Here is a 15,710-nt window from a genome sequence, read left to right on the forward strand (position 1 = left end):
CGGATTTGAAAGTCCTCTTTAGGGGATTTAGGGGCTAAATAACCTTATAGTATGAATAGCAAAGTAACAAAGCCTTCCCTCAATCGTCGCGACTTTCTGAGTATGGCCGGTGTATCGGCAGCCGCGCTGTCGGTGTCTTCCCGGTTTGCGTTTGCAGGGAATTTGGCGGCTGATCGGAAAGTGCGGATTGGCATTGTCGGCGGTCGGTTTGGCCTCGGTTTTTATTTCCACGAACATCCGAATTGCACCGTCGAAGCCGTCAGCGACCTGCGTTCCGACCGCCGGGACGCCCTGATGAAGACGTACAAGTGTACGAAAAGCTACGAATCGCTCGACAAGCTGCTGCAAGACCCTAAAGTCGAAGCGGTTTTTCTGGCCACACCCGCACCCGATCACGCCAGTCACGTGCTGGCATCGCTGAAAGCCGGGAAACACGTTCTCTGCGCCGTTCCGGCGGCTTTGAACCTGGAAGATTGCGCCAAACTGCGGGATGCCGTCAAGAAATCCGGGCTGACCTACATGATGGCTGAAACCAGCGCCTTCATGCAGAGCACGATTTCGGTTCGGAAAATGTACAAAGCCGGGGAGTTTGGAACCTTGTTTAGCGCGGCTGCCGAATACAATCACCCCGGTCTGGAGGTGCTTTATTTTGAAAACGGAAAACCGACCTGGCGCCACGGTTTGCCGCCCATGTTGTATCCGACGCACTGTACCTCGTTTTTGATTTCGGTCACGGGCGAACGCCTGACGCACGTCAGCGGCATGGGCTGGGGCGACAACAGCCCGGTTCTGAAAGGAAATCCGTACAAAAACCCGTTCTGGAACGAAACCGCCTTTTTCAAGACCAATAAGAATACGCCGTTTCGGGTGGAAGTCAACTGGCGCGGAGCGTTGCGGAATGTGGAGCGGGGCGAATGGCGGGGCGAAAAAATGAGCTTTTTCATGCCTCAGGCTGAACCCGGTGAATCGATTATCGTGCGGTCGGATGCCAAGGAAGGGCTGGATCACGGCGGGTTTCAGGTGGCTAAAAACACCACCGAGACGTTTAAACAGCCAAAGTGGTGGGAAACCGACATGCTACCGGCCCCCATGCGGCACGACAGCGGCCACGGCGGTTCGCACACGTTCATCACCCACGAGTTCATCGACGCCATCGTCAACAACCGTCAGCCGTTGGTCAACATTCACGAAGCCCTGGCCTATACCGCGCCCGGAATCGTCGCCCACCAATCGGCATTGAAAGACGGCGAATATTTGAAAATCCCGAGTTTCGATTAAGAGGTTTACGGTTTTCAGTATACGGTTTTCGGTGGCTGACGCCTGCTTAGTGACACGTCTATATTCGTGCGTCAGCCAACCGTAAACTGTAAACCGAATACCGAAAACCGTAAATATAAAAACATCAACTGTATCAACCTGAATTAACAATGAACAAGTGGCCGAAATCGCAGGAAATTCTCAAAACCAATGAGCAATGGATACCCGGTGGGGTCGTATCGCTCAACCGGAAATCGGATCCCAATATCTGCTTCACAAAAGGATCAGGTAGCCGGGTGTGGGATATTGAAGGAAATGAATACATTGATTATCAGGCTGGTTTTGCGGCTACGTTCCTCGGCCACAACGATCCGGATATTAATGAAGCCGTTCGGCAGGCGCTGGGCGAACAGACGGTTTTGATGGGTGCGGGACCGACCGATCTGGAAGGGCAGTTTGCGGAGTTGTTCTGCAACAGCGTGCCTTCCGTCGAAAGTCTCCAGATTACGTCAACCGGCTCCGAAGCTACCTACCACGCCATGCGCATCGCCCGCGCCGTGACGGGCCGCGATCACGTCATCGTGATCCAGGGCGGCTACAACGGCTGGCACAACGACGTGGCCTGCAACGTCATCAGCAGCCTCGCCGATGTGGGGCCGCGCGTCAGTCCCGGTGAGTATCCGTTCGATGCGCTTTCGGCCGGAATTCCGGAGGTTCATAAATCGCTCGTTCACATCATTAACTACAACGACCTCGACTCCGTCCGGTACGTGTTGAAGCGACATCCGGTCGCCTGTCTGATTATTGAACCCATTTTGCAGAATGTGGGCATTGTAAAACCGCAACCCGGTTATCTGGAAGGACTGCGGCAACTGGCCAACGAGGCCGGTTTTCTGCTCATTTTTGACGAAGTAAAAACCGGTTTTCGCCACGCCATTGGCGGTTACCAGAGCATTTGTGGCATACAACCTGATTTAAGTACGTTCGGAAAAGCCGTCGCCAATGGCTATCCGCTGGGCGTGATCGGTGGAAAAAAAGAATACCTGGACTATTTTGTTCATCCCGACAAAGCCAAACGCGTGTTGATTGCGGGAACGTATAACGCTTTCCCGCTGACCACCGTTGCCGCCATTGCCACTCTTAAAAAACTGCTTTCGCCGGTGCATAACGTCTACGAACACGTCAACGCACTTGGTCAGATGCTGGAAGATGGGCTGAAAACCATCTTTTCATCGACCGGGCGGCCTTTCCACTTGGCGCGGCAGGGTTCGGCATACTGTCTGTATTTCATGGATCACGCGCCCGTCGATTTTCACGATATTGCCGAACACCACGATTTCGTGCTGGATAAAACCTACCGCGTGAAACTGATCGAAAAAGGTGTTTTTAATTTCCCCCTGCCAATCAAACAGGGCAGCATCTCGTTTGCCCACACGGTTCAGGATATTGAGGAAACCCTGGAAAGAACCGAAGATGTGGTCAACCACCTGTTCAAAAAAACGCTGTCCACCCAAATCGCCTGATTAAAAGTACCGAATAAAATGAAGATTACGGCCATTGAAACACAGGTTTGCCATGCCCGAATGCGGAATTGGATTTTTGTGAAAGTGATTACCGATCAACCCGGTTTGTGGGGCTGGGGCGAAGCGACGCTCGAGTGGCATACGCGTTCGGTGGTGGGAGCGATTGAAGACCTGTCGCAACTGCTGATCGGCGAAGATCCCCGGCGCATCGAACACCTCTGGCAGATGATGTATCGCCAGCATTTCTGGCACGGAAACGGCATTGTGCGCGGCACGGCGATTAGCGGCATCGACATTGCGCTCTGGGATATTCTAGGCAAAATCCACGGGGTTCCGTGTCATGAACTCTGGGGTGGTCGCGTTCGGGACTACATCCGGCTGTATTGCCACCTGGGGGGCGGAAAAATGGAAGATTTCTACCAGACCAAACCCGACGACGCCAACCGGTTTGGCGAGCTGGCGCAACAGGCCGTGGCCGACGGTTTTACGGCGTTCAAGTCGATGGCCGTTCCTGAAACCATGTCGCTGGAAGGTTTGCAGCCCATTCATTACGCCGAAGCCTGCGTCAGAGCCATGCGCGAAGCCGTCGGCAGCGAAATCGACATCATGGTCGATTGCCACGCCCGTCCTTCTCCGCGCATGGGCATGCAGTTTGCCAAAGCCTTGGAAACCTACGGGTTATACTTTTTCGAAGAACCATGCTGGCCGGAAACGATGGACGATATTGCGCTCATTCAACGCGCCGTCAAAACGCCGATTGCCAGCGGTGAACGGCTTATTGGCGTTCATGCGTTCCGCGAAATGCTCGAAAAACGGGCCGTTAGCGTTATTCAGCCCGATATTACGCACTGCGGAGGACTGAGCGAAGTGCGCCGGATTGCGGCCTTGGCCGAAGCCTACCGGGTTTCCATCGCCCCGCACAATCCACAAGGGCCGGTCAGCACCGCAGCCTCCATCGAATTCGGCTTTTCCACACCATCCTACATCATTTGCGAAAGTGTCCACAACGACGTTCCCTGGCGGGTCGATGTGGTCAGCGAAGGGTTCACCGTTCAGGAAAAAGGCCGGATTGTCTTTCCGAATCAGCGTCCGGGGCTGGGTATCGAAATCGACGAAGACGAAGTAAAAAAACATCCGTTCCAGCAGGAAGTGTTGCAGCGGACTTTTTACAAAGACGGCAGTGTGGGTGATTGGTAAAAATTGACCGCCCTGAAATTTCCAAAGGCAATCTTGTAGGATAGGAGAACCCTATATGCTTTTGTTTTACCCCGGAGGGGTAGCCTGTTAATAGAAAATCGTTTACAAGGCGCTATCTAAGCCCCGGCAGGGGCGTCCTAAATACATATAAGAATCCCTTTAGAGCGCCCCTGCCGGGGCTTAAATTTGGTGGCTTAACTCCATTCAGCTATTAACAGGCTACCCCTCCGGGGTAAACAAACACAGACAGGGTTACCCGAATGAAAGCATGACGTTACGTGAAAGATTTAAACCGTAGGTAGCGTGGACAACTTATTTACAAACCGAACCGTCCTGGTCAGTGGCGGACTGGGCGACATTGGTCGGGCTACTGCGCTGGAGTTTGCCCGGAACGGGGCCGCCATTGCCATCGGCGACATCGCTCCACCGACAAAGGCGGAAGCATTTCTGGCCGAACTGAAGCAATTTGACGTAGCCAGCCACTACACGCAGGTCGATGTGACGGACGCCAGCGCCGTGCAGGACTGGGTGCTGGCGGTCGAACATACGCTCGGGGTGGCGGATATCATCATTGCCAATGCTGCCACGGTTACACCAGCCGGTATTCACGAGATTACGCCGGAGCAGTGGGCCAACGAACTGAATATCAATCTGAACGGAGCTTTTTACCTAACCCAAAGTGCCACCGCCCGGTTGCTGGCCCACCAGCTTCCGGGGCGGGTGGTGTTCGTCGGGAGTTGGGCCGCCCACGCGGTGCATCCGCACATTCCGGCCTACTGTGTTTCCAAAGCCGGTCTCCGGATGCTCTGCCAGTGTCTGGCGCTGGAACTGGCTCCGCACCAGATTCTGGTAAACGAAATCGCGCCCGGTTACGTCAATGCCGGTTTGAGTGCGCGGTTTTGGGAAGAAGACCCGGCGTCGAGCGAGGTGGCCCGAAATCAGGTTCCGATCAAAAAACTGATCAGTGCCGAAGCAGTTGCCAGACAGATTGTTCAGCTTTGCCACCCGGATAATGAGCACATGACGGGCAGTACATTGCTGATGGATGGCGGACTTTCCTTATTGACTTAAACCCTACCACTATGGCCTTTAGTCTAACCAATAAGCAGGTTGAATCGTATCATGAAAATGGCTATTTGATCATTCCCGGTTTTATAAACGCCGACGAAGTGGCGAAACTCTATCGGGTTGCCATAGAAGATGAAGCGATCCGAAAAAACAGTTTTGATCTGGACGATAAAGCCGGTAAAAAAACGAAACTGGCCTTGTGGTTTACGCCCGGAAATGATGTCTACGGCTTGCTGACCCGCAGCGAACGCATGATCGATTCGGTGCATAAACTGCTCGACGGAAAGGCACCGGTTTGTCATTTTCATTCCAAACTGATGCAGAAAGAACCGAAAGTCGGTGGTGCCTGGGAATGGCACCAGGATTACGGCTACTGGTACAAGAACGGCTACTTATTTCCGGATCAGATGATTTCGGTGATGGTGGCGGTTACGGAAGCGACGAAAGAAAATGGCTGCTTGCAGGTCATTAAAAAGTCGCATAAAATGGGCCGGGTCGAACACGGTTTTTCCGGCGAACAGGTCGGGGCTTCCATGCAATACGTCGAGTTCGCTTTGCAAACCATGGAGTTAGTTTACGTCAAATTAAAACCGGGCGATCTGCTCTTTTTTCACAGCAATATTCTCCACCGGTCAGAAGCCAATCTGTCCGATACCGCCCGCTGGTCGCTCATTTCGGCCTACAACCGGCAGACCAATCCGCCTTATATCACCGAAACACCTTCCAGCATTACGCCTTTGCAAACGGTGCCGGACGATGCTTTGCTTCTCCACGATGACGCGTCCGGTATTCTCGAAAATACGACGCAATTTCTGAGCGTAGAAAGTGCCAAGGCGAAAAATTAATTAGTCTGGTTTGGAGAAAAACCGCGAAAACCACAGACGATAAACCATAAACTAGACACGACAGATGGCTTTGGTACTCACGGCAACCGACGCGTTTTCTTCCGGCGATTTTGCGTATAATAAAGCCTATATCTACCGGATTAATGCGATAGCGGCTTTGGGTGGAATTCTGTTCGGGTTCGATACGGCCATCATTTCGGGGACAATTCATTTTTTCAGTCAGCATTTTCAACTGAACGACCTGCAAACCGGCTGGGCGGTGGGATGCATCAGCGTTGGGGCCGCCATCGGAGCGTTGGTTTCCGGGCGATTGAGCGATCTGGTAGGGCGGAAAAGGATGCTGTTAGTCAGTGCGTTCCTGTTTGCCATCACCGGCGTCGGCACCGGCTGGGCCACGACCTTTCCGGTTTTTGTCGCTTTCCGAATCGCAAGCGGGATCGCCATCGGCTGTGCCGCTCTGGTCTGCCCGATCTACATTGCCGAAATGGCCCCGGCTCCCTGGCGCGGGCGGCTGGTTTCGTTCTATCAACTGGCTGTTACGCTCGGCGTTTTGCTGGCTTATCTCGCCAATTACCTGCTGCTTTATACGGGTGATGATAACTGGCGCTGGATGTTTTCATCGCAGTCCGTACCTGCCTTATTGTTTTTTCTCGGGTTGTTTTTCGTGTCCGAAAGCCCGCGCTGGTTGATTAGTAAAAACCGGGAAAACGAAGCCCGGACGGTGCTGACCCAGATTGGCGGCAGTGCGTATGCTGAAGCCGAAGGTAAAAACATCCGCACAAGTTTTTCTGCGATCAGGAAGGAAGATCTCCGCTTTTTATTCCGAAAAGACGTTTTTGTTATTGTCCTGATTGGAATCGTTGTTGCGTTCTTTTCCCAGATTGGTGGGCCGCTCGTTGCCTACGCACCCGAAGTGTTTAAGCAAGTCGGGATCGCCGAAGATTCGGCTTTTCTGCAATCGGTTTTGTTGGGCATTATTCTGTGTGTATTCACCTTTGTCGCGATTGCGACCATCGACAAAGTGGGTCGTAAAAAACTGCTGCTGATTGGATCCGCTTTTTTGGCCGCCGATATCCTGGCCCTGGCTTTCGCCTTTTATTTCCAGCTTCCCGGCTTTTGGGCGTTACTTTTTATTCTGCTGTTCATTGCCGGTTATGCTGCCACCATCGGTCCGGTTACGTGGGTGATTCTTTCCGAAATCTTTCCCAACCGCATCCGGGGCAGCGCGATGTCGCTGGCAACTCTGTCGCTGTGGATGGCCAACTTTGTCGTAATCGGTTCGTTTCCGGTCATGAAATCGCAGTTTGGAATGCCGCTTACCTTTGGAATTTACGCGTTTTTGCTCCTGATATATTTCGTATTCATACTCCTGACGGTTCCCGAAACGAAAGGGAAATCGTTGGAAGATATCGAACGGTTATTAATCCGTAAAACCTGATTATAGTACGAATAATCAAAGGATTACCCACGGTTTTAACTCTGGGATTACGCGAAAAGAAAACCAAATGTGGCAACCGTTTTAACGGTTTCAGGATTTTAAAACCGTTAAAACGGTTGTCGGTAATTCGCAAATCATATTTCTGGCCCCACGGTTGAAACCGTGGGCTGGTAATTATAAAACCATTAACTACCTGGAGAATGGAATCTCAAAAATACCCCGCCTTTAAACAACCGTCGTTCACCGGTTTTATTGGTGTTTCCCAGACGGATATAACCCCGCCGGTGGGCATTTACGCCCGCAACTGGGGAGCCGCCACGCACGAAGCTGCCGAGGGCATTCACCGGCCGCTGATACTGACCTGCGTGACGTTTCAAACCGCTAGCGAAGCCGAACCGCTCGTGTTGATCGGCGCGGATCTGGGGTGGTGGCGCAGTTCCGACGACGAGCGGTTTTTGCGGAACGGGATTCTGGAAGCCGTGTCGCTCGATCCGTCGCGGCTGATGTTCTGCCTGTCACACACGCACGCCGGGCCGAGTCTCAGCCGCGATGACGCGTCGAAAGAGGGCGGTCACCTCGTGGAACCGTACCTCCGGTTTATTCAGACAAAGGCGATTCAAGCCATCCAAACGGCCTTGTCCAATGCAGAACCGGCCACGCTGACCTGGGGTTATGGGAAATGCAATCTGGCCAGCAACCGGGATTTGCCGGACGCCGATCAAGATCGATTTATCTGCGGTTGGAACCCTGAAAAAAGTGCCGACGACACACTGCTTGTCGGACAAATCGCCAATGAGCAGGGCCAAGCGCTGGGAACGCTCGTCAATTATGCCTGCCATCCGACAACACTGGCCTGGAAAAATCGCCTGATTTCGCCCGACTACATCGGTGCCCTGCGGGAAGTGGTGCAGAAGACCACCGACGCGCCGATGTTGTTCCTGCTGGGTGCTTGCGGAGAACTGGCACCGCGCGAGCAATACGTCGGCGATGTTAGCATTGCCGATGCCTACGGACGGCAGTTGGGGTATGCGGTTTTGTCTACATTGGAAGCGATTTTGCCACCCAAAAAACAACTTTCGTTTGCAGGCATCGTCGAGTCGGGCGCGCCCTTGGCGGTCTGGAAAAAAGAGCCTTATGAGCCTTCTACGGCTCTTTCGGTTGAGATGATCGAGGTGGAACTGCCCTTAAAACCGCTGCCGTCGCTGGTGGAAATTGAAACGGAATGGGCCGAATGCGAGGATAATGTTCTGAAGGAACGGATCTGGCGAAGACGCGGCATCCGGAAAACCGTCGGCGATGGCGACACGACCCACATGCCGCTTTGGGTCTGGCGGCTGGGCGATTCTGTGCTGGTGGGGCAGCCCAACGAAGCCTATTCTGAATTCCAGCAGCAACTGCGGGCAGAACTGGCCCCGAATGCCGTTGCCGTGATGAACATCGTAAATGGCTCGACCGGTTATTTGCCCCCCGAAAATCTGTATGCCGAAGATATTTATCCCGTCTGGCAATCGCCTTTCGAAAAAGGTTCGCTGGAACTGCTGACCGAAAAAGCCACTCGTATTACCCGTTCATTACTCCAACATGAATCTATCGACGCTTGACCTGATTATTTTTGGCGTTTACATCCTGGGCGTTATTTCATTGGGCATTTATGCCTCCCGCAAGGGCAAACAAACCAAGCGTGATTATTTTCTGGCGGGCGACAAATTGCCCTGGTGGATGATCGGCGGCAGCATCATTGCTTCCAACATCAGCAGTCACCATTTGGTGGGCGCGATGGGCGTGGCCTACAGCCGGGGCTTTGTCGCCATTGCCATGGAGTGGGGGGCCATCCTGATCGGATTCAACGCCTTGCTCTGGATTTTTCTCCCGTTTTACATCCGCAACGGTTTTTATACGATCCCCGAATTTTTACAAAAGCGGTTCGGCGCGGCCGCCCGAACCACGTACGCAACGCTGATTCTCTTGACGTATGTTTTCGTGGAAATTGCGGCCGTTCTCTATCTGGGAGCCCTTTCCCTGCACTCGCTTTTGGGGATTCCGGTCATTGCCAGCATCCTGGTCTTAGCGGTTTTTACCGGTATCTACACCATCGCGGGCGGTTTACGGGCGGTAATCTGGACCGAAATGCTGCAACTAATCGTCCTCGTACTGGGCGGGGTGGCGCTGACGGTTGCCACGGTCAACGCGGCTGGTGGGATTGATGCCGTCATGGAAACGTCCAAAGACTGGGATCTCATTCTACCCGCCAACGACCCGGATTTTCCGTGGACAATGTACCTGGGCGGCACGTTGTGCATCAGTATTTTCTACTGTGCGACCAACCAGTTTATCGTGCAACGGGTGCTGGCGGCCAAAAACGAGTGGCACGCGCGGATGGGCGTCGTCTTTGGCGATTACCTGAAATTTCTCATCCCGATCATCATTACGGTTCCGGCACTGGTGGCGCCCAAACTGTTCCCGAACCTCGAAAAACCGGATCTGCTCTTTCCCACACTGGTCGAGAATCTGCTCCCGGCGGGCCTGGTCGGGCTGGTGATGGCGGGTCTGATTTCGGCGGTAATGTCGCACCTTTCCGGGGCTATCAACTCCTGCACCACGATTCTGACGGTGGATGTGTACCTGACCTATTTCCGAAAAGACGCGTCGGACGCCCAGGCGGTGCGGTTTGGCCGAATTGCCGGGGCAACGATCATCGTGCTGGGCATCCTCTGTACGGGTTTGTTCATGACCCAGTCCGACAAACCGGTTTTTCTGTATCTGATGAATGCCTACGGGTTGTTCACCCCCGGCATTGCAGTGATGTTCCTGCTCGGTATTCTCTGGAAACGCACCACCCACGCGGGCGCACTAACCGCTGGTATTCTGACCATTCCGCTTTCCATTGCCCTCGAAATGATCTTCCCGACGATGCCGTTTTTCAACCGCACCGGCATCGTTTTCTGGACCTGCATGTTGCTCTGCGTGCTGGTTAGTCTGGTGACTAAACCCAAGCCCGAAGCCGAACTGGTGGGCCTGATCTGGAACAAAGAAAGCCTTTCACTGCTCCCCGCCGAACGCGACCAGCAGCGCGGTTTGCGAAATCCTTTTATCTGGTGGGCGATAGTTACCGCGATGGTTCTGTACTTTTACATCCGGTATGCTTAAAATAGTTTACGGCAAATAGTTTACGGTTTTCAGTATTCGGTTTACGCCGGGCCGTCGCTACGGTGGCTGACGCAAGCCTAAAAAGCACGCGTCAGCCACCGTAGCGACGGCCCGGCGTAAACCGAATACTGAAAACCGTAAACCCAAAAAAACGTAAACCGAACGAAAATATGAATCAGAACAACTGGGAAACCGTCCTCGATCATTCCTGCCAATTGGGCGAAGGCCCGGTTTGGGATGCGGAAAAGCAACGAATTTTATGGGTGGACATTCTGCCGGGCGAAATCCATTCCTTCGACCCGGTCAGCAGAGAACACCGTGTTTTTAAAACCGGGCAGATGGTGGGAGCCATTGCCATTCAACCCGCCGGCGATTTGATTGCCGCGCTTCAGCACGGTTTCCATGCCATTTCGCTGGAAAATGAAACCGTCATTCCGATTGCCGATCCGGAAGTTCATTTGCCCGGAAACCGGTTTAATGACGGAAAATGCGACCCCGCCGGGCGGTTTTGGGCGGGCACCATGTCGATTACGGACGAACCCGGTGCCGGAGCGTTGTACATGCTGGATCAAAATCATTCGGTTTCGGTCAAGGTCGACAACGTCACCTGTTCCAACGGGCTGGCGTGGAGCCTCGACCACCGGCTGCTGTATTACATTGACTCGCCAACCCGGCAGGTGGTGGCCTACGACTATGACGTACATGCCGGTACGATTACCAACAAGCGGGTGGTCATTCAGTTTGAGGAAGCAGACGGTTTTCCGGATGGCATGACCATCGACGAAAAAGGCATGCTCTGGATTGCCCTGTGGGACGGCTGGAAAGTGGTTCGGTGCAACCCCAACACCGGCGAACGGCTTCAGCAGATCGACCTGCCTGCCGCCCGGATTACGTCCTGTACGTTCGGGGGGGCGTCGCTGGACGATTTGTACATCACCTCCGCCAAAACCGGATTAAGTCAGCAGGAACTGGCCGAACAACCGCTGGCGGGTTATCTGTTCGTGGTTAAAAACACCGGCATCAAAGGCGCAGGTAGCCCGGAACTCTGATTCGTGGGGTACGAGTTCTTACACCTCCGAAATCGTAACGGCTTCTTTCAGATAATCACCGGTTTTGTAAATCTCGACCATAAACCGGGCGACGTTGGAGCGGCTGATGGTCAGATTGGGTTTCGGCTCATTGTTAATCGTAATCCGGACTTGTCTCGGCTTCTTTGAATTCGTCAGCCCGACGGGGCGAACCGCCGTCCAGTCGCTCGGCGAAGCGGCCAGTAAATGCTCCTGACGCTCGTGATCGCGGTAGGCGACGCCCACGTTGCTGTAGTTGATGACGAAGCGAAACCAGGCGGGGATGTCCTTTTTGGTTTCATTGACGCCCCAGGCGGTGGTGATAATAATCCGTTTGATGTGCAGTTCGTTGGCGACCTCCAGCACGTTTCGCATCGTGTTGGAAAGAAAGTCCTTCGGGGATCGCAAACTGCTCCACGGAAAATCGGAGGTTCGGGAGATGTTCAGCGTACTCAAAACCGCATCGCAGCCGAGCATGGCGAGACGGAGCGCCGTTCGGTCGAGCTTCTTGCTTTCGAACAGCTTGAGGTTGCGGGACGTCATTTTCACTTTATCGATATCCCGAACCAGCGCGTGAACGGAAATACCGGCTTTCAAAGCCTGATCGAGCAATTCTTTTCCCGTGCGACCCGTGGCACCGAGTATCAATATTTTCATCGTACCGCTAAGTTACGTGTAAAGAAAACAAAAAAGCCGCCATCAGAAGGGTCTGATGGCGGCTTTTTCAGGTGTCGATAGGATTACTTCTTACCGTACCGTTTCAGGAATTTATCAACGCGACCCGCGGTGTCGAGCAGAACGTTCTTGCCGGTATAAAACGGGTGTGATTCCGAACTTACTTCGACTTTCACAACCGGGTAGGTGTTGCCTTCGTATTCGATGGTTTCCTTCGTTTGAATGGTCGAGCGACTCAGGAATTTGTGATCGCTGGTCAGATCCCAGAATACGACGTCTCTATATTCCGGATGGATGCCTTTTTTCATGACAATGGTAATATTATAAAATAAATCAGTTCTGGAACGGTCTCACCACCAGCACAGTTAGGACGTGTCGGTAGATTTAAGGAGTGCAAAGGTAAAGAGTTTCCAACTGGATTCCAACCACTTCGCCCGCTTTTGTTTAAATCAAAAAAAGTATGTTACTCTTGATTGATTTTTTAGTGCTTTTTCGGTAATTTGGGTAACAATTCAGTAACAATCAGAGTTTTAGCACAGGGTCTATACCGTTCGCTAAATTTAGCCTATCAACTTTTTTAGACCCTATTTTCGATAGGCTTTCGATAAGTTATTCTGCGTAAGGTCTTAACAGTTTCTTAACACAGCCACCTGTTTTAATAATTCCAAGTTCGCAGGGCAAGAGTGAACATTCCGCTTTGCTTTGTTGTAGTACTGCTTAGTACCTTTAAGCAACCAATCGAGAGACATCATATCCTATTATATCTACTTTACAACATTCCATATCATATTATGTACGTACTCAAGCGTGATGGCCGCAGGGAATCGGTCAAGCTCGACAAAATCACCGCCCGGATCGAAAAACTGTGTTACGGTTTAGATCCGGCCTACGTTCAGCCGATCGAGGTATCGATGAAAGTGGTGAACGGGATCTATGACGGCGTTAAAACGACGGAACTGGACAATCTGGCGGCTGAGACAGCGGCTTCGATGACCACCCGCCACCCGGATTACGCGATTCTGGCCGCCCGCATGGCGATCTCCAACCTGCACAAAGAAACCAACAAGTCCTTCTCGGGCACCATCAAGCGGCTGTACAACTACGTTGACCCCAAAACCGGTGAAAACGCAGCCCTGATTTCCAAGGAAGTGTATGACGTGGTTCGGAAAAATGCCGCTCTGCTTGATTCTACGATCATTTATGACCGGGATTACGGCTACGATTATTTTGGGTACAAAACGCTCGAAAAATCGTATCTGCTGAAGATGGAAGGCAAAATTGCCGAACGTCCGCAGCACATGCTGATGCGCGTGGCCGTTGGCATTCACATGGCCGACGTCGAAGCGGCCGTTGAAACCTACAACCTGCTGTCGGAAAAGTGGTTTACGCACGCGACGCCGACGCTGTTCAACGCCGGAACGCCGAAACCGCAGATGTCGAGCTGCTTCCTGTTGTCGATGAAAGACGACAGCATCGAGGGCATTTACGACACCCTGAAACAAACCGCCAAGATTTCGCAGTCGGCGGGCGGTATTGGTCTGAGTATTCACAACATCCGCGCAACGGGTACGTATATTAAAGGAACGAACGGAACGTCGAACGGGATTATCCCGATGCTCCGCGTGTTCAACGACACGGCCCGCTACGTCGATCAGGGCGGTGGAAAGCGCAAAGGTTCCTTTGCGGTTTACCTGGAACCCTGGCACGCCGATATTTTTGATTTCCTGCAACTGAAGAAAAACCACGGCAAGGAAGAAAACCGCGCCCGTGACCTGTTCTACGCCCTCTGGGTGCCGGATTTGTTTATGAAACGCGTGGAAGACAACGACGTCTGGTCGCTGATGTGCCCACACGAATGCCCCGGCCTGGCGGATACCCACGGTGAGGCTTTTGTGGAACTCTACGAGCAATACGAACGCGAAGGCCGGTATCGCCGGCAGGTAAAAGCGCAGGATTTGTGGTACGAAATTCTGGAATCGCAAACCGAAACCGGAACGCCGTACATGCTGTTCAAGGATGCGGCCAATGCCAAATCGAACCAGAAAAACCTGGGTACGATCAGGTCGTCGAACCTTTGCACCGAGATCATCGAGTACACGGCACCGGACGAAGTGGCGGTTTGTAACCTGGCTTCCATTGCGTTGCCGAAGTACATTGTGAAAGGGGCCGACGGGATTTCGCGTTTCGATCACCAGAAACTGTACGACATCACGCGGGTTGCGACCAAGAACCTCAACAAGATCATCGACATCAACTATTATCCGGTTGAAGAAGCCCGTCGGTCGAACATGCGCCACCGCCCCATCGGGCTGGGCGTTCAGGGGCTGGCCGATGCGTTCATCATGCTGCGGATGCCGTTCGAATCGGAGGAAGCGAAGCAGTTGAACAAGGATATTTTTGAGACGATTTACTTTGCCGCCATGACGGCGTCGATGGAACTGGCGAAAGTGAACGGCCCGTATGAAACCTGGAAAGGCTCGCCGATTTCGCAGGGCATCTTCCAGTTCGACATGTGGGGGGTTACGCCGGATTCGGGTCGCTGGGATTGGGAATCGCTGCGCAAGGAAGTGGTTCAGCACGGGGTTCGCAACTCGCTGTTGCTGGCGCCAATGCCAACGGCTTCGACCAGCCAGATTTTGGGCAACAACGAATGTTTCGAACCGTTTACGTCCAATATTTACGTCCGTCGTGTGTTGTCGGGTGAGTTCGTGGTGGTCAACAAGTATTTGCTGCGCGACCTCGTGAAACTTGGCATGTGGAACGACCGGATGAAAAATATGCTGATTGCCGCCAACGGCTCGGTGCAGAACATTCCGGGTATTCCTCAGAACATCAAGGAATTGTATAAAACCGTTTGGGAGATCAAGCAGAAAACCGTCATCGACATGGCTGCCGACCGGGGTGCGTTCATCTGCCAGTCGCAGTCGTTGAACATTCACATGGTGGATGCCAACTTCGGCAAGTTGACGTCGATGCACTTCCACGCCTGGAAGCGCGGACTGAAAACCGGTATGTATTACCTCCGCACGAAAGCCGCTGCCGACGCCATCCAGTTTACGGTGGAGAAGCAGGCCGAGTCGCAACTGGAGCCGGTGTTGGCTGAAACGATGGAAAAACCGTTGAACTACGAAAAATACGCCCAGGAAGGAGCAGCCGCTCATCCGCAACTGGTCAGCGACGCCGAAACCGCCTATGCCGCGATGGTGTGCTCGATCGACAACAAGGATGATTGTGAGGCTTGTGGGAGTTGAGGATACTATTCTTCTGAAGTAATCAAAGCCGGTTCTAACAACGTTTAGGACCGGCTTTGCTTTTATGGTAATTCCGTTCACTTACTGATAGCGAAACTGAACAGAACCGTTTTGCGTCATCTTGGCTAATTGTAAAGGATTATGAAAACCGCAGCTAAATCCATCAGATCCACTTCAGGGGACTTTGAGCATAACGGTTGATAGCCCACGGTTTTAACCGTGGGTTGCAAAAATCGAATCCG

At 52.9% G+C, this 15,710-nt stretch carries 12 protein-coding genes; 10 read left to right on the forward strand and 2 right to left on the reverse strand.

Annotated elements, in window-relative coordinates:
* Positions 1-51: 51 nt before the first annotated feature.
* The 9 genes from ACS5NO_RS01765 to ACS5NO_RS01805 all read left to right on the forward strand — a co-directional run bounded on the left by ACS5NO_RS01765 (position 52) and on the right by ACS5NO_RS01805 (position 11,524).
* On the forward strand, positions 52-1,278 hold the full coding sequence (locus tag ACS5NO_RS01765; RefSeq protein WP_439413561.1) for a Gfo/Idh/MocA family protein: 1,227 nt from the start codon (positions 52-54) through the stop codon (positions 1,276-1,278).
* 149 nt (positions 1,279-1,427) lie between these two features.
* Positions 1,428-2,780, forward strand: a complete 1,353-nt coding sequence (locus tag ACS5NO_RS01770; RefSeq protein ID WP_439413562.1) for an aspartate aminotransferase family protein — start codon at positions 1,428-1,430, stop codon at positions 2,778-2,780.
* Positions 2,781-2,798: 18 nt separating this feature from the next.
* The gene (gene dgoD / locus ACS5NO_RS01775) at positions 2,799-3,977 is read left to right on the forward strand and encodes a galactonate dehydratase (RefSeq protein ID WP_439413563.1); all 1,179 of its coding nucleotides are present in this window, start codon (positions 2,799-2,801) and stop codon (positions 3,975-3,977) included.
* A 303-nt stretch (positions 3,978-4,280) separates the two neighbouring features.
* Complete coding sequence (locus ACS5NO_RS01780) at positions 4,281-5,048, forward strand: SDR family NAD(P)-dependent oxidoreductase (protein WP_439413564.1); 768 nt, start codon at positions 4,281-4,283, stop codon at positions 5,046-5,048.
* Positions 5,049-5,059: 11 nt separating this feature from the next.
* Positions 5,060-5,890 (forward strand): phytanoyl-CoA dioxygenase family protein, encoded by an 831-nt coding sequence (locus ACS5NO_RS01785; RefSeq protein ID WP_439413565.1) that lies wholly within the window; start codon positions 5,060-5,062, stop codon positions 5,888-5,890.
* 64 nt (positions 5,891-5,954) lie between these two features.
* Complete coding sequence (locus tag ACS5NO_RS01790; RefSeq protein ID WP_439413566.1) at positions 5,955-7,328, forward strand: sugar porter family MFS transporter; 1,374 nt, start codon at positions 5,955-5,957, stop codon at positions 7,326-7,328.
* 200 nt (positions 7,329-7,528) lie between these two features.
* Complete coding sequence (locus ACS5NO_RS01795; protein ID WP_439413567.1) at positions 7,529-8,929, forward strand: hypothetical protein; 1,401 nt, start codon at positions 7,529-7,531, stop codon at positions 8,927-8,929.
* Positions 8,910-10,475, forward strand: a complete 1,566-nt coding sequence (locus ACS5NO_RS01800; RefSeq protein ID WP_114406756.1) for an SLC5 family protein — start codon at positions 8,910-8,912, stop codon at positions 10,473-10,475. Before ACS5NO_RS01795 ends, ACS5NO_RS01800 begins: the two co-directional genes overlap by 20 nt.
* A 170-nt stretch (positions 10,476-10,645) precedes the next feature.
* A complete protein-coding gene (locus ACS5NO_RS01805; protein ID WP_439413568.1) occupies positions 10,646-11,524 on the forward strand; it encodes an SMP-30/gluconolactonase/LRE family protein in 879 nt (292 codons plus the stop codon).
* A gap of 18 nt (positions 11,525-11,542) precedes the next feature.
* Here the strand turns inward: ACS5NO_RS01805 and ACS5NO_RS01810 are convergent, their stop codons facing one another.
* Both ACS5NO_RS01810 and ACS5NO_RS01815 read right to left on the reverse strand, forming a co-directional pair.
* Positions 11,543-12,199 carry an NAD(P)-dependent oxidoreductase gene (locus ACS5NO_RS01810; protein WP_439413569.1) on the reverse strand — a complete coding sequence of 219 codons (657 nt, stop codon included), beginning with the start codon at positions 12,197-12,199 and terminating at the stop codon, positions 11,543-11,545.
* 83 nt (positions 12,200-12,282) lie between these two features.
* On the reverse strand, positions 12,283-12,525 hold the full coding sequence (locus tag ACS5NO_RS01815; protein WP_138994361.1) for a type B 50S ribosomal protein L31: 243 nt from the start codon (positions 12,523-12,525) through the stop codon (positions 12,283-12,285).
* 483 nt (positions 12,526-13,008) lie between these two features.
* Here ACS5NO_RS01815 and ACS5NO_RS01820 point away from each other — a divergent pair, with 483 nt between their 5' ends.
* A complete protein-coding gene (locus ACS5NO_RS01820) occupies positions 13,009-15,468 on the forward strand; it encodes a ribonucleoside-diphosphate reductase subunit alpha (protein WP_439413570.1) in 2,460 nt (819 codons plus the stop codon).
* Positions 15,469-15,710 lie beyond the last annotated feature (242 nt).

Source organism: Larkinella fluvii, assembly GCF_051857545.1.
In the GTDB taxonomy this organism is placed as follows: Bacteria; Bacteroidota; Bacteroidia; order Cytophagales; family Spirosomataceae; genus Larkinella.

What these genes read in the sequence shown, in the direction of transcription:
- ACS5NO_RS01765 (WP_439413561.1), top strand. Translation starts at nt 52, where the DNA reads ATGAATAGCAAAGTAACAAAGCCTTCCCTCAATCGTCGCGACTTTCTG.
- ACS5NO_RS01770 (WP_439413562.1), top strand. Translation starts at nt 1,428, where the DNA reads ATGAACAAGTGGCCGAAATCGCAGGAAATTCTCAAAACCAATGAGCAA.
- dgoD (WP_439413563.1), top strand. Translation starts at nt 2,799, where the DNA reads ATGAAGATTACGGCCATTGAAACACAGGTTTGCCATGCCCGAATGCGG.
- ACS5NO_RS01785 (WP_439413565.1), top strand. Translation starts at nt 5,060, where the DNA reads ATGGCCTTTAGTCTAACCAATAAGCAGGTTGAATCGTATCATGAAAAT.
- ACS5NO_RS01790 (WP_439413566.1), top strand. Translation starts at nt 5,955, where the DNA reads ATGGCTTTGGTACTCACGGCAACCGACGCGTTTTCTTCCGGCGATTTT.
- ACS5NO_RS01795 (WP_439413567.1), top strand. Translation starts at nt 7,529, where the DNA reads ATGGAATCTCAAAAATACCCCGCCTTTAAACAACCGTCGTTCACCGGT.
- ACS5NO_RS01800 (WP_114406756.1), top strand. Translation starts at nt 8,910, where the DNA reads ATGAATCTATCGACGCTTGACCTGATTATTTTTGGCGTTTACATCCTG.
- ACS5NO_RS01805 (WP_439413568.1), top strand. Translation starts at nt 10,646, where the DNA reads ATGAATCAGAACAACTGGGAAACCGTCCTCGATCATTCCTGCCAATTG.
- ACS5NO_RS01810 (WP_439413569.1), bottom strand. Translation starts at nt 12,199, where the DNA reads ATGAAAATATTGATACTCGGTGCCACGGGTCGCACGGGAAAAGAATTG.
- ACS5NO_RS01815 (WP_138994361.1), bottom strand. Translation starts at nt 12,525, where the DNA reads ATGAAAAAAGGCATCCATCCGGAATATAGAGACGTCGTATTCTGGGAT.
- ACS5NO_RS01820 (WP_439413570.1), top strand. Translation starts at nt 13,009, where the DNA reads ATGTACGTACTCAAGCGTGATGGCCGCAGGGAATCGGTCAAGCTCGAC.